Origin of the sequence: Thermomonas hydrothermalis, assembly GCF_900129205.1 — a bacterium.
Taxonomy (GTDB): Bacteria; Pseudomonadota; Gammaproteobacteria; order Xanthomonadales; family Xanthomonadaceae; genus Thermomonas; species Thermomonas hydrothermalis.
The window spans coordinates 1-22,513 of the sequence record NZ_FQUK01000022.1; the positions used below are offsets into that span (position 1 = coordinate 1).

At 68.2% G+C, this 22,513-nt stretch carries 24 protein-coding genes and 1 other RNA gene; 11 read left to right on the top strand and 14 right to left on the bottom strand.

Features of this window, described 5'->3' with window-relative positions; all coding sequences use genetic code 11:
* The 3 genes from BUA29_RS07300 to glnE all read left to right on the top strand — a co-directional run.
* On the top strand, nt 1-276 hold a 276-nt coding region (locus BUA29_RS07300), incomplete at its 5' end, for a transposase (RefSeq protein WP_143148848.1).
* Nucleotides 257-913 carry a hypothetical protein gene (locus tag BUA29_RS07310; protein ID WP_178137904.1) on the top strand — a complete coding sequence of 219 codons (657 nt, stop codon included), beginning with the start codon at nt 257-259 and terminating at the stop codon, nt 911-913. The genes BUA29_RS07300 and BUA29_RS07310, both read left to right, overlap by 20 nt.
* A gap of 161 nt (nt 914-1,074) precedes the next feature.
* Nucleotides 1,075-3,861: a bifunctional [glutamate--ammonia ligase]-adenylyl-L-tyrosine phosphorylase/[glutamate--ammonia-ligase] adenylyltransferase gene (gene glnE, locus BUA29_RS07315; RefSeq protein WP_072755958.1), complete on the top strand. Its 2,787-nt coding sequence runs from the start codon at nt 1,075-1,077 to the stop codon at nt 3,859-3,861.
* A 62-nt stretch (nt 3,862-3,923) separates the two neighbouring features.
* On the opposite strand, the gene BUA29_RS07320 is transcribed toward glnE, so the two are convergent.
* Nucleotides 3,924-4,889: a mitochondrial fission ELM1 family protein gene (locus BUA29_RS07320; protein ID WP_072755959.1), complete on the bottom strand. Its 966-nt coding sequence runs from the start codon at nt 4,887-4,889 to the stop codon at nt 3,924-3,926.
* Between the two features lie 98 nt (nt 4,890-4,987).
* Between BUA29_RS07320 and BUA29_RS07325 the strand changes: the two genes are divergently transcribed.
* The 5 genes from BUA29_RS07325 to BUA29_RS07345 all read left to right on the top strand — a co-directional run bounded on the left by BUA29_RS07325 (nt 4,988) and on the right by BUA29_RS07345 (nt 9,040).
* The gene (locus BUA29_RS07325; RefSeq protein ID WP_072755960.1) at nt 4,988-5,578 is read left to right on the top strand and encodes a malonic semialdehyde reductase; all 591 of its coding nucleotides are present in this window, start codon (nt 4,988-4,990) and stop codon (nt 5,576-5,578) included.
* 13 nt (nt 5,579-5,591) lie between these two features.
* On the top strand, nt 5,592-6,299 hold the full coding sequence (locus BUA29_RS07330; protein ID WP_072755961.1) for a pirin family protein: 708 nt from the start codon (nt 5,592-5,594) through the stop codon (nt 6,297-6,299).
* Between the two features lie 109 nt (nt 6,300-6,408).
* The gene (locus tag BUA29_RS07335) at nt 6,409-6,612 is read left to right on the top strand and encodes a zinc-finger domain-containing protein (protein WP_072755962.1); all 204 of its coding nucleotides are present in this window, start codon (nt 6,409-6,411) and stop codon (nt 6,610-6,612) included.
* 14 nt (nt 6,613-6,626) lie between these two features.
* A complete protein-coding gene (locus tag BUA29_RS07340) occupies nt 6,627-7,730 on the top strand; it encodes a glycosyltransferase (protein ID WP_072755963.1) in 1,104 nt (367 codons plus the stop codon).
* Nucleotides 7,730-9,040 carry an O-antigen ligase family protein gene (locus BUA29_RS07345; RefSeq protein WP_072755964.1) on the top strand — a complete coding sequence of 437 codons (1,311 nt, stop codon included), beginning with the start codon at nt 7,730-7,732 and terminating at the stop codon, nt 9,038-9,040. Before BUA29_RS07340 ends, BUA29_RS07345 begins: the two co-directional genes overlap by 1 nt.
* On the opposite strand, the gene lpxL is transcribed toward BUA29_RS07345, so the two are convergent.
* A complete protein-coding gene (lpxL, locus tag BUA29_RS07350) occupies nt 9,031-9,936 on the bottom strand; it encodes an LpxL/LpxP family Kdo(2)-lipid IV(A) lauroyl/palmitoleoyl acyltransferase (RefSeq protein WP_072755965.1) in 906 nt (301 codons plus the stop codon). The two genes, BUA29_RS07345 and lpxL, sit on opposite strands and share 10 nt — an antisense overlap.
* 43 nt (nt 9,937-9,979) lie before the next feature.
* On the opposite strand from lpxL, the gene waaA reads away from it, so the two are divergent.
* The gene (waaA, locus tag BUA29_RS07355; RefSeq protein ID WP_072755995.1) at nt 9,980-11,272 is read left to right on the top strand and encodes a lipid IV(A) 3-deoxy-D-manno-octulosonic acid transferase; all 1,293 of its coding nucleotides are present in this window, start codon (nt 9,980-9,982) and stop codon (nt 11,270-11,272) included.
* Nucleotides 11,273-11,332: 60 nt separating this feature from the next.
* On the opposite strand, the gene BUA29_RS07360 is transcribed toward waaA, so the two are convergent.
* From BUA29_RS07360 to BUA29_RS07410, 11 genes are all read right to left on the bottom strand, one after another.
* Nucleotides 11,333-12,667, bottom strand: coding sequence for a TolC family outer membrane protein (locus BUA29_RS07360; protein ID WP_072755966.1), 1,335 nt, complete (start codon nt 12,665-12,667; stop codon nt 11,333-11,335).
* A gap of 20 nt (nt 12,668-12,687) precedes the next feature.
* Nucleotides 12,688-13,341 carry a protein-L-isoaspartate O-methyltransferase family protein gene (locus tag BUA29_RS07365; RefSeq protein WP_072755967.1) on the bottom strand — a complete coding sequence of 218 codons (654 nt, stop codon included), beginning with the start codon at nt 13,339-13,341 and terminating at the stop codon, nt 12,688-12,690.
* A gap of 126 nt (nt 13,342-13,467) precedes the next feature.
* Nucleotides 13,468-14,136, bottom strand: coding sequence for a TetR/AcrR family transcriptional regulator (locus tag BUA29_RS07370; protein ID WP_072755968.1), 669 nt, complete (start codon nt 14,134-14,136; stop codon nt 13,468-13,470).
* Nucleotides 14,137-14,219: 83 nt separating this feature from the next.
* Nucleotides 14,220-14,867 (bottom strand): ribose-5-phosphate isomerase RpiA, encoded by a 648-nt coding sequence (rpiA, locus tag BUA29_RS07375; RefSeq protein ID WP_072755969.1) that lies wholly within the window; start codon nt 14,865-14,867, stop codon nt 14,220-14,222.
* Nucleotides 14,860-15,342: an EVE domain-containing protein gene (locus tag BUA29_RS07380; protein ID WP_072755970.1), complete on the bottom strand. Its 483-nt coding sequence runs from the start codon at nt 15,340-15,342 to the stop codon at nt 14,860-14,862. The genes rpiA and BUA29_RS07380 overlap by 8 nt, the downstream gene beginning before the upstream one ends.
* On the bottom strand, nt 15,339-15,932 hold the full coding sequence (locus BUA29_RS07385; protein ID WP_072755996.1) for a 5-formyltetrahydrofolate cyclo-ligase: 594 nt from the start codon (nt 15,930-15,932) through the stop codon (nt 15,339-15,341). The genes BUA29_RS07380 and BUA29_RS07385 overlap by 4 nt, the downstream gene beginning before the upstream one ends.
* A gap of 32 nt (nt 15,933-15,964) precedes the next feature.
* Nucleotides 15,965-16,147: non-coding RNA, 6S RNA (gene ssrS, locus BUA29_RS07390), on the bottom strand.
* Between the two features lie 49 nt (nt 16,148-16,196).
* Nucleotides 16,197-16,478, bottom strand: a complete 282-nt coding sequence (locus BUA29_RS07395; protein ID WP_072755971.1) for a cell division protein ZapA — start codon at nt 16,476-16,478, stop codon at nt 16,197-16,199.
* Nucleotides 16,475-16,696 carry a TIGR02449 family protein gene (locus BUA29_RS07400; protein ID WP_072755972.1) on the bottom strand — a complete coding sequence of 74 codons (222 nt, stop codon included), beginning with the start codon at nt 16,694-16,696 and terminating at the stop codon, nt 16,475-16,477. The genes BUA29_RS07395 and BUA29_RS07400 overlap by 4 nt, the downstream gene beginning before the upstream one ends.
* A 9-nt stretch (nt 16,697-16,705) precedes the next feature.
* Entirely contained in the window at nt 16,706-18,673 is a 1,968-nt protein-coding gene (locus tag BUA29_RS07405) for a putative bifunctional diguanylate cyclase/phosphodiesterase (RefSeq protein WP_072755973.1), read from the bottom strand.
* Nucleotides 18,674-18,817: 144 nt separating this feature from the next.
* Nucleotides 18,818-19,006, bottom strand: a complete 189-nt coding sequence (locus tag BUA29_RS07410; protein WP_072755974.1) for a hypothetical protein — start codon at nt 19,004-19,006, stop codon at nt 18,818-18,820.
* 228 nt (nt 19,007-19,234) lie between these two features.
* Between BUA29_RS07410 and BUA29_RS07415 the strand changes: the two genes are divergently transcribed.
* Together BUA29_RS07415 and BUA29_RS07420 are read left to right on the top strand one after the other, a co-directional pair.
* Nucleotides 19,235-19,774, top strand: a complete 540-nt coding sequence (locus BUA29_RS07415; protein ID WP_072755975.1) for a UPF0149 family protein — start codon at nt 19,235-19,237, stop codon at nt 19,772-19,774.
* A 15-nt stretch (nt 19,775-19,789) separates the two neighbouring features.
* Complete coding sequence (locus BUA29_RS07420; protein WP_072755976.1) at nt 19,790-21,112, top strand: aminopeptidase P N-terminal domain-containing protein; 1,323 nt, start codon at nt 19,790-19,792, stop codon at nt 21,110-21,112.
* A gap of 63 nt (nt 21,113-21,175) precedes the next feature.
* Here the strand turns inward: BUA29_RS07420 and pepQ are convergent, their stop codons facing one another.
* Nucleotides 21,176-22,501 (bottom strand): Xaa-Pro dipeptidase, encoded by a 1,326-nt coding sequence (gene pepQ, locus BUA29_RS07425; RefSeq protein WP_072755977.1) that lies wholly within the window; start codon nt 22,499-22,501, stop codon nt 21,176-21,178.
* Between the last annotated feature and the right edge of the window lie 12 nt (nt 22,502-22,513).

The window sequence follows — 22,513 nt, forward strand, 5'->3', positions numbered from 1 at the left end:
CGAAAGTGGGTCTCTTGGGCACGACGGTGTCGGCTGACGCCCTTCAAGAAGCTCGGTGCCACCATCCGCGACCACCTCACCGGCATCCTGCGGCATTTCGACACCGGCCTGTCCAACGGCCAGGTCGAGGCCTTCAACGCCCAGATCCAGGCCGCCAAGGCCCGCGCCAAGGGCTATCGCACTGACGCCAACCTGATCGCCATCAGCTACCTGCTGTGCGCCAAGCTCAGGCATCTACCCCGTCACCCTTGGCTCCATGCTCCCCATCAGACATGAACCGTTTCCACTGGAATCGCGATTGAGCCTGTTGCAGGTGGTCCGCTTCAGGGAGGGCGGGTGGTGGGTCAATGTAAACATCGCCCGCATGCTGGTGGACTTGGAGCCTTCCATGGCGCGGCGTTATGCGGCGCTTGCGGTGGCCGATGAGCCAGAGAAAGCCGCAGGCCACTACTACCTGGCGGTCAGTAGCCTTTACACCAAGCGCTTCGATGAGGCAGACAAGCACTACCAGCTGGCGATGCAGGATTCGGATTACCTGCACTCCAGTCTGGATGAGGTTGTAAGGATGTGGATGTTCGAAGCCGGACTCTCGCCGAAAGAGGGAGGCTTGCGGGCGCGGCCTTATATTGAGCGACTGGTGCGCGAGTTTCCCGATGATGGACGTGGCTACATGTATCGCATCCTGTCCGAGGGAGCGATCACGGGAAAAGTTCCTGAGCAGTGGATTGCCGATTTCGAGCAGCGGGCCGATCTGAACGATCACCGGCAGGCTGGGTTCCTGCGATGGCTGCAGGAGATGCGCAAGTCAGCGTCATTGCGCATTGTGTTGCCTTCAGCGTCGCACGAGGCGGGGAGGCAGAAGCAGAGCATGCGCGACGTGGACGGTGTGCCTGGCGGCAAGCGTTCAAAGTGACGGGAACTTCTTGTAGCTAAGTTGACAAGCATGGTGGAGGGCGGAAGGCAGTGCGCGCTGATCGCCCGCTCACAAGGCAGGTCCCGGCCTGACACTGTTCGGATCGCTGTAATCTGCGGCAACGACGACATGCGCAAGCGCCTGGATGCCACAATCGGCGTATGACGCCATGTTCCGATGATCCGGTGATTGCCGAGCTTGCCGCCCGCGCCTGTGCGCGGGTGCAGGCCGCCGGTGCTGTGCTGGAGCCTGCTCAGCAGGATGCCGTGCAGCGCCTGGCAATCGCCAGCGATTTCGCGATCGACGTATTGACGCGCCAGCCCACGCTGCTGGCGACGCTGCAGGCCGATGCGGCCACGCCATTGTCGCCGCCGCTGCTGGCACCTGATACGCCCGGCGACTGGGCGCGCCAGCTGCGGCGCTACCGGCAGGCGGAATCCGCCCGGCTGGTGTGGCGCGACGTGGTCGAAGGCGTGGACGTGGAGGAGATCCTGGCCGGCAGCAGTGCGCTGGCGGACACCTGTCTGCAGGTGGCGCTCAATGCGCTGGAGGCCGACTTCGCCCGTCGTTTCGGCATCGTGCGCGCCAGTGACGGCACGCCGCAGCGGCTGGTGGTGTTCGGGCTTGGCAAGCTCGGTGGGCGCGAGCTCAACTTCAGTTCCGACGTCGATCTGGTGTACGCCTACGCGCAGGAAGGGGAGTCCGATGGCGCGCGTGCGCTGCATGCGCAGGACTATTTCGCGCGTCTGGGCCAGCAGCTGGCCAAACTGCTGGATGAGGTGACCGCCGACGGGTTTTGCCACCGTGTTGACCTCAGGCTGCGACCATTTGGCAGCGCCGGTCGCGTGGCGCTGTCGTTTGCGGCGATGGAGGCCTATTTCCAGCGCGAAGGGCGTGATTGGGAGCGCTACGCGTGGCAGAAGGCGCGTCCGGTGGCCGGTGATCTCGACGCCGGTGCGCGTTTGCTGGAGACACTGCGGCCGTTCGTCTATCGCCGCTATCTCGACTATGGCGCGCTGGATGGGCTGCGCGCGATGAAAGCGATGATCGCCGCCGAAGTGGCACGCAAGGAGCTGGCGGACGACATCAAACGCGGTCCTGGCGGCATCCGCGAGATCGAGTTCCTGGTCCAGGCCCTGCAACTGATCCGCGGTGGCCGCGAGCCGGCGCTGTGTCGGCGTGGTCTGTTGCCGGCCTTGCAGGCGCTGGCCGAGGCCGGGCACTTGCCCGTTGCCACGGCTGCGGGCCTGGTCGAGGCGTACCGGTTTCTGCGGCGGCTGGAAAACCGCCTGCAGATGCTGGCCGATGCGCAAACCCATGCCCTGCCCACCGACCCGGTCGTGTGTGCGCGTATCGCCTGTGGGCTGGGGTATCCGGACTGGGCGGCGTTGCGGGACGCGCTTGACCGCCATCGCGCCCGGGTCAGCGAGGAGTTCGATGCCTTGCTGGCGGCGCGGCGGGCGCGTGCCGGCGGGGATTCCGGGATGGCCGACTACTGGCGGGCACTGCCTGACCATGCGCAGCCCGCCATGCTGGCAGATGCCGGGTTTGCCGAACCGGAAGCGTTGCATGGGCTGTTGCGCGATTTTGCCCGCAGCCCCGGTGTGCGTGAGCTGTCCGATGCCGCCCGCGCTCGGCTGGATCGCGTGCTGCCGGCGCTGTTGGCGCGTGCGGCGGCCACGTCCGCACCCGATTTAGTGCTACGCCGGGTGCTGCCGCTGTTGCAGACCCTGCTGCGGCGCGCCAGCTATCTGGCGCTGTTGGACGAGCAGCCGGCCGCGCTGTCGCGGCTGATGGATACCCTGGCTCGCAGCGCCCTGCTGGGTGAACGGTTGGCGGCATATCCGCTGCTACTGGATGAACTGCTGGACGTGCGTATCGGTGGCGCTCTGCCGGACGCGGCAGCGATTCGGGCGCAGTGTCAGGCGGCGCTGCGCATGGACGACGTGGAGGCGTCGCTGGATGCGCTCAATGAGGTGCGCCAGGCGCTGAGCTTCAGGTTTGCGTTGGCGCTGCTGGATGCGCGGATCGACGCCGGCGATTGCGCGCGCCGGCTGGCCTGGCTGGCCGATGCGGTGGTGACCTGCACATTGCAACTGGCGGAGGCGGGGCTGCGCGAGGCGCATGGCCGCATCCCCGGCGGCCGGTTCGCCGTGCTGGGCTACGGCACGCTTGGCGGGGAAGAGCTGGGCTTTGGCTCCGACCTCGACCTGGTGTTTCTCTACGATGCCCCTGACGACGTCGTGTCGGACGGCCCGCGACCGCTGGATGCGCCGCGCTGGTATGCCCGGCTCGGGCAGAAGCTGGTTGCCCTGCTGGGTGTGCGGACGGGTGCCGGTCGGTTGTTTGATGTTGATATGCGGCTGCGTCCGGACGGTGCCAAGGGGCTGTTGGTGTCCAGCCTGGCCAGCTTCAGTGACTACCAGCGTCAGCGCGCCTGGACCTGGGAGCATCAGGCGCTGGTGCGGGCACGGGTGGTGGCGGGAGATGCCGGGCTTGCGCAGGCGTTCGAGACGCTGCGCGCAGACGTGTTGGCGCAACCACGGGATCAGCAGCGGCTGGCCGCCGACGTGGCCGCGATGCGGCGCAGGATGCGTGCGGAACTGGATCGCAGTGATGCCCACATGGTCGATCTCAAGCAGGGCGAAGGCGGCCTGGTCGATCTGGAGTTTCTGCTGCAGTACCTGGTATTGCGCGATGCGCACACGCAGCCTGGGTTGCGCACGCCGCGCAATACCGCCGATCTGCTGGCGGCGGCGCACGCCGCCGGCTGCTTCGATGCCGACACTCATGCCGCCTTGCGCGCCGCCCACGCCACCCTGCTGCAGGCGGGCCTGCGCTGCACCCTGGATCGGCGTCCACGCCGGGCACCGCGCAGCGATGCGCAAGTGGCACAGGCGCTGGCAGTGATCCGGGCGGCGACAGCGCCGCTGCTGGCAACGGATTGAACGCGCTGCGGCGGGTGTGTTGAGGAGGCCTGGTCGCCCATCCGTGACCGACGCGAGCGGCCTTATGCAAGCCCAAGCCACTGCCGCAGCTGCGAGGCGATGCGTTCGGGTTCGCGCAGTGGCTGCACCGGATACGCCGCCAGCGTGTCATCCAGCGGTTTTGCCCGGTCACTGCCCAGCAGGTGAGCGAGGAAATGCCGGGGTCGGCCACGGACGCATGCGGGTTGCCAGACAAACAGCGGGGCAGCGGTGGCCGCTGCTTCGCTGAGCATGTTCACCGAGTCCGGCGTGCAGATCAGACGATCGGCGTGCGCCAGCAGCCCGGCGTAGGGGTTGGGGCCGTCGGCAGGCCCGCGCCAGCGCAGCCCCGGCAGGGCGGGGTCGATCCGGGCCAGTGCCTGCGCCCAGTCGGGTGGGGTGCGTGGCGAGACCACCACGCTGAAGCTGCCGCCTTCTGCCCGCGTCTGTGCCGCCAGCCGCGTCAGCAGGGCCAGGAAGGCCGGTGTTGTCAGGGGGGCATGCCGGGTCGGGCCACCCACCAGGAGCACGGTGCGCGGTGCCGGCAACTGTGCGCCCTGCGGAAATGCCGCGGCGGCGTGCTGCAGCCAACGGTCGTCCACCGGATGCAGGCTGCCATGCAGGGTCAGCACGTTGTCGCCGCGCAGCCGGTCGTGCATCGGCACCACCAGCGCATCCCAATGCCGCGCGGGGAGGCGGGGATCCAGCACCTGCACCACCTGGCTGCCGGCACGGCGCAGCAGGCGGGTGGCCAGGGCCGCCTGGCGGCCGCAGCCTACGGCCAGTCGCGGAGGTTGCCGCAACAGCGGATGCAGGCCAGGGTCGAACCCCTGGGCCGCCCCGGGCAACAGGCGTGGGGCCACCCAGCGCCAGGGCGGGCGCGGTGTCAGACACAGCGCGCCGGCGCCTGGGGCGAGCAGGCAGGCCAAGGCCTGCGCCTGGCGGGCGTGGCCGGCGCGACCGTCGTGCACGGCCAGGCAGCTTGGGGCTGCGGGGGTCGATCGTTGCATGGGTGGCGTCAATCCGTTTCGATCAGGGGATATTGCCTGCGGCAATGGCGCCATACACTGTCAGCCCGTGTTTTCGACTCGATGGAGTGAACCCTGACATGCACGCCCCTCTGAACGATGCCGCCCTCGACCAGTTGTTCCGCACCGCCCGAACCTACAACGCCTTCACCGGCGACGTGTCGGACGAGACCCTGCGCCGGCTGTATGACCTGATGAAGTTTGGCCCCACCGAGGCCAACACCACCCCGGCGCGGATTGTGTTCGTCAAGTCGAAGGAGGCCAAGGCCAAGCTTGGCCCGGCGCTGTCCGAGGGGAACTACAAAAAAACCATGGAAGCGCCGGTGACCGCCATCGTCGGCTATGACATGCGCTTCTACGAGAAGCTGCCGGTGCTGTTCCCGCACACCGACGCCAAGGCCTGGTTCGAGCATCGCGATGCGGCCGAGCTGGCCTGGGTGGCGATGCGCAACAGTGCCCTGCAGACGGCCTACCTGATCCTGGCTGCGCGCGCGCTGGGGCTGGACTGCGGGCCGATGACCGGCTTCGACAATGCCAAGGTGGACGAGGCGTTCTTCGCCGGCACCTCGATTCGTTCCAACATTCTGGTCAACCTTGGGTACGGCGACCCCGCCAGCCTGTTCCCGCGCTCGCCGCGGCTGCCGTTCGACGAAGCCTGCCGGATCGAGTGAGCAGGAGGCCGCGATGATCCTGCAGCGACCCTCCGCCGCACGCGGCGAGGTGCACCTGGACTGGCTGCACAGCCGGCATACCTTTTCCTTCGGCCACTACTACGATCCGGCCTGGATGGGCTTTGGCGTGCTGCGCGTCATCAACGAGGACACCGTCGCCCCCGGCGGTGGGTTTGCCCCGCATCGACACGCCAATATGGAAATCCTGAGCGTGGTGCTGTCAGGGGCGTTGGCGCACCGTGACAGCACCGGCAACGAGGGCGTGATCCGTGCCGGAGAGGTGCAGTGGATGAGCGCCGGTCACGGCATCGAACACAGCGAATACAACGCATCCACAGACGCACCGGTGCATTTTTTGCAAATCTGGCTGCAGCCGGACCGGCTCAACTATGCCCCGGCTTATGCCAGTCGGCCGTTTCCACCGGAGCAGCGGCGCGGGCGCTGGGTGTGTCTGGCAGCGCCGGACGGTGCCGAGGGTGGCTTGCCGATCCGTCAGCAGGCCTGGCTGCGGGCGGCCCGGCTGCAGGCGCAGGCGCGGCTGTCGGCCGAGCTCGACCCGGCGCACCGGTACTGGCTGCACGTGGCCAGCGGGACGGTCGCCGTCGGCCAGCAGCGGCTGGCCGCCGGCGATGCGCTGGGGTGGGTGGGCGAACACGGGTCACTGCAGTTGCAGGGGCTGGCCGACGACAGCGAGGTGCTGCTGTTCACGCTGCCAGCATGAGGTGCCCGGTGGGGGCGGGTGCTGCGGTACACTGCGCGGGTGCCGGCGTGCCCGCGTTCGCGGCGTCCGGCAGGCCCATGCGGGCCGCACTGTAAGGATTGCAAAGACCATGGCCGTGTCCCCCTCCCCGACCCCATCCGCCGCGAAGGCCCAGAAGACCTGGCAGGTGCACCGCGCCGATCTGCCCCTGTCCTGCCCGCTGCCCGAACATGCGGTGTGGAACGAACATCCGCGTGTCTATCTGCCCATCGTCGAGGAAGGTGGACGCAGCGTCTGCCCGTACTGCGGCAACGAGTACGTCCTGGTGGACTGACCACGACGGCCGGCGTGCGTCGCCTGCATGTCATCCAGCTGCTGCCGGCGCTCGATGCCGGCGGCGTTGAGCGCTCCACCCTGGAAATCGCCCAGGCCCTGGTTCAGGCCGGGCATCGCGCCACCGTGGTATCGGCGGGCGGCCGGTTGCTGCCGGCGCTGGAAGCGATCGGGGCTTGCCATGTCAGGCTTCCGATCGGGCGCAAGTCACTCTCGGTATTGCAAACCTTGCCGGCGCTGCGGCGGCAACTGGCCAATGCCGACATCGTGCACGCACGTTCGCGCCTGCCCGCCTGGATGGGCTGGTGGGCCCTGCGCGGTCTGGGCACGCGGCGGCCGCACTTTCTCACCACCGTGCATGGGCTGAACTCGCCGTCACGCTACAGCGCCATCATGACCCGCGGCGAGCGCGTGATCTGTGTGTCGCAGACGGTGCGGGAGTACCTGCTGCGCCACTATCCGGGGCTGGAGCCACAGCGACTGGTGGTGATCCCGCGCGGGATCGATCCAGCCGTCTTTGCCCGCACCCCGGCGCCCGATCCGCAGGCACGGGCCCGGATTGCCGGGCGCTATCCGGCGCTGGGCGGCACCGGGCCGCTGTTGCTTCTACCGGGGCGTGGTACGCGTCTGAAAGGCCACGCCGATGCCATCACCCTGCTGGCTGCGCTGCGCGCCGAAGGTGTCGATGCGCGCCTGTGGCTGGCGGGTGTGGTGCAGGGCGGGCGCGCACGCTATCACCGGTCACTCGAACAGATGGCGCAAGAAGCCGGTGTGGCCGGGGCGCTGGCCTGCACCGCGCCGGTGGCAGACATGCCTGAGGCGTATGCCGCCAGCGATCTGGTACTGCAGCTGTCGCGCCGGCCGGAAGCCTTCGGTCGCACCGTGCTGGAAGCCCTGGCGGTGGGCCGCCCGGTGCTCGGCTGGCGCCATGGCGGGGTGGGCGAACTGCTGGACGCCTGCTTCCCTGCGGGGGCGCTGCCGCCGTTTGATCAGCAGGCCCTGCTCGAGCGCGCCCGCGCGTTCTGCAGGCAGACGCCGGTGTTGCCTGCGACCCTGCCGTACACCTTGCAGGCGATGCAGGCGGCCACGCTGGCCCTCTATCAGTCGGTGGTGACGTGATGACCGCGCCTGCATCTACCGCCTCACCGGCATGGATCCTGCGCTGGGCGCCTGCCTGGGTGCTGCTGGCGGTGGCGCTGTGGCCGCTGCCGGGCCTGTCGGCGGGGGTGCTCGGGCTGGGGGCGCTGGGGTTGCTTGGGCATCTGCTGCACACCCGGTTCAGGGGGGCGAGCCGTTACATGGCCGTTCCGGCCTGGGCGCTGGCGACGGTGCTGTTTGCCGCCTACTGGCTGCCGCAGCTGGTGTCCCTGCCGGATGCATTGGTGCCGCTTGCCGCCCTGCGCAAGGTGCTGGCCGGCCTGCTGGCCCTGCCGCTGCTGTGGCTGGCGGCGCTGGCGGTGGCCGGTGCGGACGGACGTCGGCGGGTGTTCGCGGGGCTTGGCCTGATTGCGCTGGCATGGACGCTGGATGCGCTGGTGGCCGTGGCGATCGGAACCAGCCCGCTGTTCTGGTTGCTGGAGCACGGCCACCGGCTGCTGGCGGGGCAGCCGTGGTGCCGGCCGCAGGACGTGATCGCGCCTGGGCGGTTGAGTGGGGTGTTCGGCCCCTGCAACCCGAAGCTCGGAATCGTGCTGGCCTGTCTGGCCCCATTTGCCTTGTGCTGGGCATATCAGCGGCTGGGTGCCGTCGGCAGCGTGCTGGTGGCCGTGGCGATTGGGGGGGTGATCCTGCTGGCGGGTGCCCGTGCGGCCTGGGTGAGTTACGCCCTGGTGCTGCTCTGGCTGGCGGCGCGGCAGTGGGGACGGCGCGGCGTGCTGGCGACCGTGGTCGCGATGATGCTGGGGCTGGCCACGCTGGTCGTGCTGTCACCATCGCTGCAGGAACGGGTGCAGCGCAGTGCCCTGGTGCTGCAGCCGCAGACGGCGGATGCGGCGCTGTCCGGGCGGCTTCGGATCTGGTCGGCGGCGCTGTGCATGTGGACACAGCATCCGGTCAACGGGGTGGGCGTGCGCGGTTTCCGGGCGGCGTTTGCCGCCTGCGATCCACAGCCCGGTGTATCGCCTGCCTGGGGCACTGGCACGGCGCTGCATGCGCACCAGCTGGTGCTGGAAGTGGCCAGCGAAACCGGCACGCTCGGTCTGCTGCTGTGGCTGGCCGGGGTCGCGTTGGCCTGGCGGGCCTGGCGTCATGCCGATGCGGATGCCCGCGCGCAGACCTTCCCGGCGTTGCTGGCGCTGGTGGCGGCGGTGTTTCCGCTCAATACCCATCTGGCGGTGCATTCCACCTTCTGGGGGGGCGTGGTGCTGCTGCTGGCCGGGCTGTATGCCGGCAGCCTGTGGGGGCGGGTCGAGGCCAGTGATCAGTCGTAGCGCGAGCGCCCGTCGGGCTGGCGCTTGAAGCGCCGGTGCAACCATAGGTACTGGCTGGGCGCCTGCCGCACCATGGCTTCGATGGCGGCGTTGACCCGGGTGCAATCGGCCACCACGTCGTCGCTGGGGAAAGGCGTCAGCGGTTCGCCGATGCGCAGCACATAACGCGAGCCTTCACGGCGGTGGAAGAACGGCACCACGGCACAACCGGTCAGACGCGCGAACTGGTGGGTGGCGGTGATGGTGGCGGCCGGAACGCCAAAAAACGGCGCGTACACGGTGTCCTTGCCGCGCATGTCCTGATCCGGCGCATACCACAGGATGCCGCCATGCTTGAGGTAGCGCAGGGCGGCACGGGTGTTGTGGTTGGCAAACATCGCCCGGGCATAGCGCAGGCGGCCGCGCAGGACGGCCCACTCCAGCACCGGGCTGCGGTGCGGGCGGTACATCCCGGCCAGCGGGACGTGGTCGCATAGCAGCCGCCCGCACAGTTCCAGGGTCATGAAATGACCGGACACCAGCAGGATGCCGCGGCCTTCCTCGCGCAGCCGCTGCAGGATCTCCAGCCCTTCGATCTGGGCGTTGGCGCGGATTGGCGCGATCTCGCCCCACCAGGCCCGCGCGAACTCGAACAGGCCGATGCCGACATCGCGGAAGTGCGCGCGGAGCAGGGCTTCGCGTGCAGCCTCATCAAGCTCCGGCAGGCACAGGGCCAGATTGATGCGGGCGGCGCGACGGCGGCTGGGGAGTAGCCACCGCGCCAGCGCGCCCAGCAGGCGGCCCAGCGCGTGCTGCAGCGGCACCGGCAGGCGTGCCGCGGCCATGGCCAGCCCGACGCCCAGCCAGTGCAGCCACAGGCGCGGTGAAAACGGTGGGCGGGGCGGGAGATCGGCCATGCAGGGATTCTACCGGGCCAGCCCGGCCGGCTATCCTGTGCACATGCGGGCCGACCTGACCGAACACGTGCTGCGCGGCCTGTACTCGGCCGCGCTCTACCTGCTGTTGCCGATCACCCTGTACCACCTGATCTGGCGCGGTTTTCGCCAGCGTGCCTATTTCCACCGCTGGGACGAGCGCTATGCCAGCTATGCACAGCCGGGCCAGCCGGCGCCGGTGTGGGTGCACGCGGTCTCGGTGGGCGAGGTCAATGCTGCGGCCCCGCTGATCGATCGCCTGCGCGCCGAGCATCCGCAGCTGCGGCTGGTGGTCACCACCATCACCCCCACCGGTTCGGAACGGGTGCGGGCGCTGTGGGGAGATGCCGTGGCCCATGTCTATCTGCCCTACGATCTGCCCGGCGCGGTGGCGCGCTTTCTCCGGCATTTCCGGCCAGCGCTGGCGCTGATCGTGGAAACCGAGCTGTGGCCGAACCTGCTGTTTGGCTGTCGTGACCGCGGGGTGCCGACCTGCATCCTCAACGCCCGTCTGTCGGCGCGATCGTTGCGTGGGTATCGCCTGCTGCGGCCCCTGCTGCGCCGTGCGCTCGGCGGAGTGGCGCTGATCGCGGCCCAGTCCGCCGACGATGGCCAGCGGTTTCTGGCGCTGGGGGCCGATCCGGCGCGGGTGCACACCACCGGCAATCTCAAGTTCGACCTGCCGCCGGTAGAGGCGGCGGCGTTCGTTGCTGACTTCCGCGCCGCGCTGGGCCGGGACCGGCCGGTATGGATCGCCGCCAGCACGCACGAGGACGAAGAAGCGGCGGTGCTGCAGGCGCACGCCCGGCTGCGCGAGCGCCATGCCGATGCGTTGCTGCTGTGGGCACCGCGCCATCCGGAGCGATTTGCCGCGGTGGCGCAGCGGGCGGCTGATGCCGGGTATGGCGTGGCCCGTCGCAGCGTGGACGGCTGGCCGCAGGCGCAGACCGACGTGTTCGTGATCGATACTCTGGGCGAATTGCTCAAGTTCTACGCCTGCGCCGAGGTGGCCTTCGTCGGCGGCAGCCTGCAGCCGGTCGGTGGCCACAACCTGCTGGAACCGGCGGCGACCGGCACCGCCATTCTCAGCGGCCCGCACCTGCACAACTTCGCCGATATCTCCCGCCGTCTGCGTGAGGCCGGGGCGATGCAGGTGGTGACGGACGCCCAGGCGCTTGGCCAGGCGCTGCAGACACTGTTCGATGCGCCGGTGTTGCGGCAGCGGATGGCCCAGGCCGCGCTGCAACTGCTTAAGGACGGGCGCGGCGCCCTGGCGCGCACGCTGGCGCTGGTCACGCCGCTGCTGCCGCGGCGCTGACGTCGTACGCGGGTTGGCGACTCTCCGCACAGGGCGGAGAGTCCTTTGGCCCGGCCTGCCTTAGCGGGCGGCGATGCTGGGGTCGATCGGCTTGTCGGTGGTCAACAGCCGGTTGATGTCTTCCAGATCGGCGATGTCCAGGGTGCCGGCGGCCTGTTCCAGCTGCAGCCGGCTGAGCAGGAAGCTGTATTTGGCCTGGGCATAGGCCTGCTGCGCGGCCAGCAGGTTGCGCTGGTTGGTCAAGACGTCGAGCACGGTGCGGGTGCCCACTTCCAGCCCGACCTGCGAGGCGTCGTAGGCTTTCTGGGCGGACAGCACCGCCTGCCGACGTGCCTCGACCTCGCTGATGCCGGCCATCACCGCCTGCCAGGCGGCGCGCACGTTGCGTTCGATGCCGCGCTTGGTCTGCTCCACCGCCTCGGCGGCAGCATCACGCTGGGCCAGCGCGCTGCGGACGCCGGACTGAACCGCGCCGCCGGCGAACAGCGGAATGTTCAGGGTGATCCCGACGCTGGTCGATGCCTTGTTGCTGCCGAGAAAGGGCGGGTCATACAGACTGGGAATGGCCTTGCCGTAGGTCGCCTGCAGGCCGAGGCTGGGCAGATGCCCGGCGCGGGCAACGCCGACGTTGGCTTCGGCGGCCTCCAGGCTGGCCTGCTGCGCCTGCAGGGTGGGGTTGTTGGCCAGTGCAGTGGCGATCCAGCCGTTGACATCCTGCGTGGTCGGCAGGCTGGGCTGGAAGTCGTCAGGCAGGCCTTTGAGGTTGCCGGCGGGGACATTGGTGATCTGCAGCAGGGCCTGATAGGCATCCTGGGCGGCATTGCGCGCCAGCAGCGTGTTGGCGCGGGCGGCGTCGTACTGGGCGCGTGCCTCGTACACGTCGGTGATCGGTGCCAAGCCCACTTCCAGCCGCTTGCTGGCGAAGTCGAACTGCTTCTTCAGCGCGGCTTCGGCGGCCTCGGCGGCAGCCAGGCTTTCCAGTTGCACCAGCACGTTGAAATAGGCCGCGGCAGTGCGGGTGATCAGGTCCTGCCCGGCCGCCGCCAGGGAGAAGCCGCCAGCACGATCCTGCGCCCGTGCGCCCTGCAGTGCTTTGTAGTTGCCGAAGTTGAACAGCGACTGTTGCAGGCTGACGCCCCAGGAGCCGGTGCGGATCGGGCCGCCGGTGCTGGCGTTGTCGATCCGGGTGCTGCCGACGCTGCCGCCCAGGCTGGGCAGGAGTGCGGCGCGTGCGCGCACCGGCAGTTCCGCGGAAATGGCGCGGCTGGCTTCGGCGCTGGCGTATTGCGGGTCGTTGTTGCGCGCGTGCTGGTAGGTCTGCAACAGATCGTCGGCCTGCGCCGCGGCGGGCAGCAGGAGTGCGGAGATGGCAAGGGCAAGCAGGCGGCGCGACATGGGGAATCCTCGATAAGTCATCACAAGGTGAAGACGGGCGCGGGTTCAGCGCCCACCAGATAGGGGAGGTCGGTTTCGAACAACGACTCGATACGCACGCCGTTGACGTTGCGATGCACGCGCGCGGCCTCCATCACCGGCGAGCGACCGTGCACGACGAACATGCGTCCGTCCTGCGCCAGCCAGTCGATGAAGCGTGCCGGGATCTCGGCGACCGCGCCAGTGACACAGATCACGTCGAAGCTGCGCCCCGGTGTCCACTGGAAGGCATCGGCGGTATGCACCGTGGCATTGCCGATGCCCTGCGCTGCCAGCCGGGCTTGCGCGGCCTCGGCCAGGTCGGCATGGCGTTCGAGACTGACCACCTCACGGCCGAGCCGGGCCAGACAGGCGGTCAGGTAGCCGCTGCCGGTGCCGATCTCCAGCACGCTTTCATGGGGCGCGATGGCAAGCGCCTGCAGGGCACGCGCTTCCAGCACCGGTTTCATCATGACCTCGCCATGGCCGATCGGCAGCGCCAGGTCGGCGTAGGCCAGGGCGCGCACGGCTTCCGGCACGAAGGCCTCGCGCGGTACGGCCAGCAGGGTGTCGAGCACGCGGACGTCGAACACCTCCCACGGGCGCAGTTGCTGTTCCACCATGGTTTCACGGGCACGGGCGAAATCGATGTTCATGGGACTTGACGGGAGTGGCTGAAGAAAAACCTGGGATTGCAGTGGGCGACCGGAAACCTGTCGGCAGTGTGGGCGTGCTGATACACCAGCACGCAGTGCCGGAAGTCACCGGCGCGGCGTAAAGGTTCAATGGCGGCCATGGCCGGGAACTCCGTAGGCGCGCAGGAACAGATCGACCACGCTGTCCACGTGGGCACGGGCGGCCTGCTGGCAGGCGGCATCCTGGCAACCCAGCACCGCCTGGGTGTGCAGATCGCCTTTGAGCAAGGCGAAGAAATGGCCAGCGGCACGGACAGGATCGGCGATGTCCAGCGCGCCCGCAGCGATATGGTGGCGCAGCAGCTCGGCAAATGCCGCCTGGGTTCGCGCCGGCCCGGCCTGCCAGGCCAGCCGGGCCAGGGCGGTGCCGGCCAGCTGGGGTGAGCACAGGATGCGGTGGCCGGCGATTGCGTCTGGGCTCATCACCATGGCGAAAAACGCCTCGCCGATGGCGGTCAGTTGCGCCCGCAGCGGTGTCCCCGGGGCAGGGTCGAACAGCCGGGTGGGCATGTTCTGCTCGCAGTGCGCACGGATGGCCTCGGCAAACAGCCGATCCTTGTCGCCGAAGTGGCTGTAGACGGTGAGTTTGGAGACACCGGCTTCCGCGGCGATCTGGTCCATGCTGACCCGCTCCAGGCCCTGCTGCACGAACAGTCGTTTGGCCGCCTCGAGGATGGCCGCGCGTTTGGCCAGATCCTTGGGACGGCCGGGGCTTGCGGTTTTGGTGGCAGGTCGGGACGGCGACGGGCTGGACATGGTTTTATACTAAACTAGGCGGTACATATTTTGATGCGCTCGCCATGCGCCGTTCAGCCACAGGCGCCGGACGGCGGGCCGGGTCAGAACAGCCGGGGGGGCTGGCCGCCGACGATCACCACATCGGCCGGTCGGCGTGCGAACAGGCCGACGCTGACCACGCCCGGGATCTGATTGAGCTCGCGCTCCAGCCCCACCGGGTCGGTGATGGCAAGACCGTGCACATCGAGGATCCAGTTGCCGTTGTCGGTCACCACCGCATCCCGCCACACCGGCTGACCGCCGGTCATGCGCAGGATCTCGCGCGCCACCAGGCTGCGCGCCATCGGGATCACCTCCACCGGCAACGGAAAGCGGCCCAGCACGTCCACCTGCTTGCTGGGGTCGATGATGCAGACAAAGCGTGCGCTGGCTTCGGCAATGATCTTCTCGCGGGTCAGCGCGGCGCCGCCACCCTTGATCAGGCGTTTGTGCGGATCGCATTCGTCGGCACCGTCGACGTACAGAGGCAGCGGCCCGGTGGCATTGAGGTCGAGCACCTCGATGCCGTGCGCGCGCAGCCGCGCCGTGCTCTGTTCGGAGCTGGACACGGCACCGGCGATGCGGTCTTTGCGGGCGGCCAGGGCATTGATGAAGTAGGCCACCGTGGAGCCGGTGCCAACGCCGACCACCATGCCGTCTTCGACATAGTCCATGGCCTTCTCGGCCGCCAGTTTCTTCAGTTCAGACATCGACGGATTCCAGTGAGAGCAACAGACGGGCCTGGGCGGGGCTGACCGGCAGCACCGACAGGCGCGACCCTTTGCGGATCAGCGCGAAATCCTCGCCCAGCGCATCGGCATGGCGACGGATCTCGTCCAAGGTGATCGGCCGGCGCAGATGGCGCAGGTAGCGCACGTCCACCAGATCCCAACGTGGCTGGGCCGGGGTGGCCTTGGGGTCATAGTAGGGACTGGCCGGGTCGAACTGGGTCGGGTCCGGATAGGCCAGGCTTGCCACTTCCGCCAGCCCGTAAATGCCCGGGCGCGGGCAGTTGGAGTGGTAGAACAGCACGCTGTCACCGATCTGCATCTGGCGCATGAAGTTGCGCGCCTGATAGTTGCGCACGCCATTCCAGGGCTCGCTGCCGACCCGGGCCAGATCGTCGATCGAAAACGCCGACGGCTCGGATTTCATCAGCCAGGTTTTCCTGCGGACGGGGCTCATGCGGAAGGACAGCGGTGCAGGGTGCGGGTCGGGGTGCAGATCAGGTCGGGGTGGATGTCCCAGGGGGCATCGGCAATCGGCGCGGTCTGCTGTTCGTCGAACCCGACGCCGACCAGCAGGGGCGGTGCCGGGCGCTCGCGCCGAAAGGCCAGGGTGCGATCGTACCAGCCGCCACCCATGCCCAGCCGCTGGCATTGCGCGGTGAAACCCACCAGCGGCATCACCAGCAGATGCATGTCGGCAGCCATCAGCGCGCCCTCGGCATGGACGTCCGGTTCCGGGATGCCGTAGCGATTGGTGACCAGCGGATCGCCCGGTCGCCACGGGGCAAATCGCAGCGTGCCATCGGCATGCAGCAGGGGCAGGCAATAGATCAGCCCCGCCGGCAGCCGAATCTGGAAGGCATGCAGGCCGATTTCACCATCCGTTGCCCAGTAGCCGGCGACATAGCCGGTTGCGGGTAGATCGGGCAGGGCAAGCAGGCGGTCGGCCAGGGCCTCGGCGCCAGCGATGCGCTGACCCGGCGAAAGCTGGCGACGGCGTTGCCGGAGCGTCTTGCGCAGCGCGGCGCGTTCAGAGGAAGGATTCACGCGGCGGCGATCCGGCGACAGAAAAGGCAAAAACGTCTCCGCCGTGGCGATGCGTGCGGAACGACCTTGAACCCGAGGTTCAAGTGGGGACGCTGGGCAACCATCGGGCTTTCCGCTCATGGCGGACATGCACTCCCGGCTGCCGTTGCGCTCCCAGGGTCGTCATTAAGGGACAAGGCGAATGTTGCGCACGCTGTCGCTCACGGCAGAGGACGAGCACAGTATAGCCCGTGTGCGGTGGTGCGGAAGTGGCGCTAGGCACGCTCAGGCCAGCAAGGCGTCCAGCTTGCGGTTGGCCTCGTCGATCAGCGCGAACGGGTCAGCCCCGGTGCTGTTGCCACCGCCGCCTTGCAGCAGTTCGTGGGCCAGGTTCAGCGCGGTGAGGACGGCCAGCCGGTCGGCGGCCACCATGCGATTGCCGCCGCGCAGCTCGCGCATGCGTGCATCCAGTAGGCGGGCGGCGGCCATCAACGAGTCGCGCTCGCCGGGTTCGACGCCGACGGTGTACTCGCGGTCGAGGATACGGACGGTGACCGGTTCGCTCACGTGTGCTGCTCCAGCGATTTCAACCGGCTGATCATGGCTTCCACCCGGCTGCGGGCCTGCTCCTGCTTGGCCAGAAGCTGGGCGCGTTCGTTGCTGAGCTGCTCCACCTGCTGGCGCAGGCTGCGGTTTTCTTCCTGCAGGCGCTGCATGCGCGCGCCGAGCAGATCGATCCGCGCCAGCAGTCTGTGCAGTTCCGCGTGCAGGTCGCGCTGGGTCATGTGCGCACCTTAGGCAGGTGTCGGGGCCGGGTCAAGCCAGTGTCCGGCCCTGGCTGGGGCGGTTTCGAGAAAGTGCTGGCAGTCATCGCCGGGCAGTGGCCGGGAAATGTGGAAGCCTTGCGCGATGTCGCAGCCATGACGCTGCAGGAAGGCCAGCTGGGCCGGCGTTTCCACGCCTTCGGCCACGGTGGCCAGGCCAAGCGTGCGCGCCATGGCGATGATGGTGGAGGTGATGGTGGCGTCGTCGTGGTCATCCGGGGCGGCCACGCCGTCAATGAACGTTTTGTCGATCTTGAGGGTGTCGATCGGCAGGCGATGCAGGTACGACAGCGAGGAGTAGCCGGTGCCGAAATCGTCCACCGCGATCGAGACGCCCAGCTCGCGGAACACGTGCAGGCGGCGTAGCGCCTGCTCGGCATGGCTCATCAGTACGCTTTCGATCAGCTCCAGTTCCAGCACGCCGGGCGGCAGCGCGTGCCGCTGCAGGATGCGCGCCACGGTGTCGGGCAGGTCACTGCGCAGCAGTTGTACGGCCGAGATGTTGACCGCCATCTTGAGCGCCGGATCGGCACCGGCCGCACGCCAGGCGACCAACGTGCGGCAGGCCTGGTCGAGCACCCATTCGCCGAGTGGAATGATCAGCCCGGTTTCTTCCGCCAATGGGATGAACTCGCCGGGCGGAACGGTGCCATGGTCGGTGCTGTTCCAGCGCAGCAGCGCCTCGACTGAATGGATGCGCCCCTGCGTCAAGTGCAGTTCCGGCTGATAGACCAGGGACAGCTCCTCGCGCTCGATCGCCCGACGTAGCGCGGCGATTCGGCTGGTGCGGCGACGGCTGTCGCGATCCATGTCGGGCGAGTAGCGGGCATAGTTGCGCTTGCCGCGGCGCTTGGCCCGATACATGGCGGTATCGGCATGTTTGATCAGGTCGGTCGGTACCTGTGCGTGGTCGGGGAACAGGCTGATCCCGATCGAGGGCGAAATCACGAACTCGTGGCGTTCGTCCAGCTGCAGCGGTGCTTCGAAGGCGTCGAGGATGCGCCGGGCGCAGCGGTCGGCCTCCTCGGCGGCGGTCAGGTTATCAAGCACCACCGCGAACTCGTCGCCGCTGATCCGGGCCACGGTACGCTGCGCACCGACGACGTCACGCAGCCGCTGTGCGGCCGCGCGCAGGACGCGATCACCCGTGGCGTGTCCGTGTGAGTCGTTGATGTCCTTGAAGTTGTCCAGATCGAGAAACAGTACCGCCAGCATGCCGCCACTGCGGCGCGCCTGGACGATTGCTTGCGACAGGCGTTCTGCCAGCTGGGTGCGGTTGGGCAGCCCGGTCAATGGGTCGAAATTGGCCAGGTAGCGCAATTCCTGCTCGATCCGGCGCCGCTCGGTGATGTCGCTGGTCACTAGCATGTACAGACGTTGGCGCGTCCCCGGATCCTCGATGGCATTGCACTGCATCGCACACAGGAAGTCGCGGCCGTCCTTGTGGCGCTGCCACATCTCACCGCTCCAGCTGGCCTGGCGACGGATGGCATCCCGGGCGGCCTGGTAGAACTCGGGTGGATGACGGTCGCTGTTGAGGATGGCCGTATCCTGGCCAATTACCTCGTCCACATCGTAGCCGCTCATCTGGCTGAAGGCCGGGTTGGCGGCAATGAAATGAAATTCGTCATCGAGAACCGCCACCGATTCGCGCATGTTGCGCAGCACTTCCGCGGCAATCTGCCGCTGGCTTTCCAGTTCGCGCAGTGTGTCGATGTTGCGGGCGGTGCCGGCCATCCGCCGCACCCGGCCGTTGGCATTGTGCATGACCGCGCGGCCGCGGGTGCGAACCCATTGCCAGTCGCCATCCTCGCCGCGGATGCGGTGCTCGCATTCGAACACCGAAAGCTCGCCGCGCAGGTAGGCCACCAGTTGCCGGCGCACGTGTGGCAAATCGTCCGGATGGATGCGCGGGTCTTTGGCCAGGACGGTGTGCATCACCAGTTGATCGGCCTGGCCCGGTTCGGCGCGGGTGAGTTCGAGCGTGCCGGTGTCGAAGTCGATCTGCCAGTACAGCTCGTTGGAGCCCCACAGGGCCAGCCGCAGGCGTTGCTCGCGCTCTTTCAGCAGGCGCAGATGGCGCTATTGTTCCTGGTCGCGGCGGCGGCGCGAGGCAAGCGCCAGCCATGCCAGCAGCAGGGTCAGCGCGGCCAGTAGCAGCACCAAGACGTCACTGCCGTCGGCCCCGAGGGGGCCGGCGTAGGCAGCCGCCGGGCTCAGCCACATACTCGCGGCCAGCCACGGCGGTTTCCAGGTCTTGGGCGGCAGCATACGCGGAAGTGTAGGCATGCCGAGGTACCGGCAACAAGCACGCGGGCGTGATTGCTACACTGGCGACACGGCGATCTCCGAATGCGTCGGAGATTCCGGTCGGACATGGATGGCCGACCAGATCCGTTCGTGTGCGCCGACCCGGGCAGGTGCCGGGCTCGGCATGGGCTGACCCTGCAGGATGGCGTTGGTCAGAGCTTCCCAAATCGGCTGGCGAGGACTGCGTGCGTGAGTGATAACCGGTTGCCGGATTGGAATGAGGTCGCCCAGGCTGCGGACCGGCTGGCCTTGGCCAGTACCCCGGCGGAGTTGCACGGTGCCTTGTGTGGATGGCTGGCCGCCGGTGGGGCCGATGCTCCCGACTGGCTGGCGCAGGTGCTGGCCAATCCTGACCTGCCTGCTCCGCAGCCGGGCGATGCGCTCGACCGCCTGCACGGGGCCAGCCTGGCCCAGCTCGACGATCCGGCGCTGGGGTTTGAGCTGTTGTTGCCGGAGACCGACGTGCTGGCTCGCGCGGAAGCCCTGTTCGCCTGGTGTCGTGGCTTTCTCGGCGGGTTTGGGTTGGCGGTGCAAGGCAAGGCGCTCTCCGACGAAGGGCAAGAGGCATTGCGTGATCTGGCCAGCCTGGCATCGGCGCAGGTGGCGGAAAACGACGATGGCAGTGACGAGCAGGCGCTGGTGGAAATCGAGGAATACCTGCGCATGGCGGTGTTGCTGTTGCACGCCGATTGCGTGTTGGCGCCACGCCATCGGCAGCGTCTGCACTGACGGAGGCGCAGGACGATGCTGTCGAGCGCGCGCTGGCGCCAGTTGCTTGCCCGTCGCCGCCGTGCCCTGATGCAGGCGGCCGGTGACGAGGCGATCCTGATCGTGCCGGCGGCGCCCGAGCGCATCCGCAGCCATGACACCCATTACCCGTACCGGCAGGATTCCGACTTCTGGTATCTGACCGGTTTCGCAGAGCCGGAGGCGGTGCTGGTGCTGGTGCCGGGCCGGCGGCATGGCGAAGCCATCCTGTTTTGCCGCGAGCGTGACCCCGAGCGCGAGGGCTGGGATGGCCCGCGGCTGGGGCCGGAAGGCGCGGTGTCGCAGCTGGGGATGGACGATGCGTATCCGATTGCCGACATCGATGACATCCTGCCCGGCCTGCTGGAGGGACGGCGCCGGGTGTATTACCACCTCGGTCGTGATGCGGCGTTCGACCTCAAGCTGATCGGCTGGCTCAACCGGGTGCGGGCACAGGTGCGGCGTGGTGCCCAGCCACCACACGAGTTCCTGGAGCTGGGTCACCTGCTCGACGAGCTGCGCCTGTTCAAGTCAGCCGACGAGATCGCCCTGATGCAGCGTGCCGCCGACATCAGCGTCGAAGCGCATCGGGCGGCGATGCGGGCGGCACGTCCGGGGATTCACGAGTACGAGCTGCAGGCCGAGCTGGAATATGTGTTTCGCAGGCATGGCGCACAGCCTGCCTATGCCAGCATCGTCGGTGCCGGTGCGCATGCCTGCATCCTGCATTACAGCGCCAATACCGGCAAAGCGCGCGCCGGTGATCTGGTCTTGATCGATGCCGGTGCCGAATACGCCGGCTATGCCGCCGACATCACCCGTACCTTCCCGGTGAGCGGGCGCTTCAGCCGCGAGCAGCGGGCGCTGCATGATTTGGTCTGTCAGGCGCAGGCGGCGGCGTTGGAACAGGCGCGTCCCGGGGTGCCATACGAGGCGATGCACCGGGCGGCGCTTGCAACCGTGGCCGAGGGGCTGCTGTCGCTGGGGCTGCTGCAAGGGACGCTGGCGCAGGTGCTGGAAAACGGCGACTGCAGCCGCTATTACCGGCACAAGACCGGGCACTGGCTGGGGCTGGACGTGCACGATGTCGGCGAGTACCGCATCGACGGCGCCTCGCGCCTGCTCGAGCCGGGTATGGTGGTCACCATCGAACCCGGCGTGTACATCGGTGTCGATGATGTCTCGGTGCCGCCCCGCTGGCGTGGTCTTGGGGTCAGGATCGAGGACGACGTGCTGATCACCCGTGATGGTCACCGGGTGCTGACCGCCGCATTGGAACGCAGCGCAGACGAGGTGGAAGCGCTGATGGCTGGGGCCTGACACGACAGCGCGGGCATGGGGCATGTGCGATCGCGCCCGGGTTGCCCCGAACGCGCGGCGCGGTCAGTGCAGGTCTGCGAACGCCTCGCGGGTCAGGTTGATCGGGGTGTCCTCGGTGCACACCACATCGTCCTCAATGCGGATGCCACCATACGGACGGAACTGCGCCACCCGTGCCCAGTTCACGGTGTCTTCCAGGCCCCGTGCCTTGAGGTCTTCCAGCAGCATGTCGATGAAGTACAGGCCGGGTTCGATGGTCACCACCATTCCGGGTGCCAGCGTGCGGGTCAGACGCAGATAGGGGTGGCCCTCCGGCTTGGCGAGCGTGCCGCCGGCATCGGAGGCGGCAAAGCCGCCGACGTCGTGCACCTGCAGGCCAATGCCATGGCCGATGCCATGCGGGAAGAACACACGACTGACGCCGCGCTGGAGTGCTTCTTCCGGATCCAGACGGATCACATCGAAGTCGCGCAGGACTGCGGCCAACCGGCGGTGCGCTTCCAGATGCAGCCAGGGGTAGTCCACGCCTGGCCGCACCAGATCGCACAGCGCCTGCTGCACCTGATCCACCGCCTGGATCAGGGCGGCGAAGTCGTCGTCCTGTGCCGAATAGGTGCGGGTGATGTCGGCGGCATAGCCGCTGCAGTCCGCGCCGGCGTCGATCAGGAAACTGCGCAGCGGGCGCGGTGGCAGGCGATCACGCTGGGTGTAGTGCAGCACCGCGGCGTGTTCATTGAGAGCGATGATGTTGCTGTAAGGCAGGTCATTGGCATCCTGGCCTGCGGCCTGGCAGTAAGCCAGGTGGATGCCGAACTCGCTGGCCCCGGCCCGGAAGGCACGCTCGGCGGCACGGTGGGCGCGCACGCCGATCCGGTTGGCCGCGCGCATCAGGGCGATCTCGTAAGGCGTCTTGAAGGCGCGGTGATAGTCCAGATAGTGGAGCACCGGTGCCGGGTTGTTGGGGACATAGGCACCCAGAGCGCTCTGTGGTTCGCCGAGGATGGCGCAGCGTGCCGGGTCAGCGGGCAGGTGGCGTGCGGCCTCATCGGCGGTGCGGATCACGATGATGTCGAAATGCTCGACCCAGTAGCCCTGCGGCAGGGTTGGGACCACGTGCCAGTAGTCGTGTGGCTGCAGGAACACCAGTTTCGGGCGCACGCCGGGCGTGATGACCAGCCAGCTGCCGGGCGCCTGGGTGAGCGGCAGCCAGGCCTTGAACTGCGGGTTGACCGCAAATGGGTAGTCGCGGTCGTCGAACACCTGGTAATGCACGGTGCCGCTGGGGATCACCAGATGGTCATGACCGCTGCGGCGCAGCGCCTCGGCGGCGCGTGCCTGCAGCACGTCCAGGTGGGCCGGATACAGGTCAGCGAGGGCGGGCGTGGACATCGGCGTGGTCGG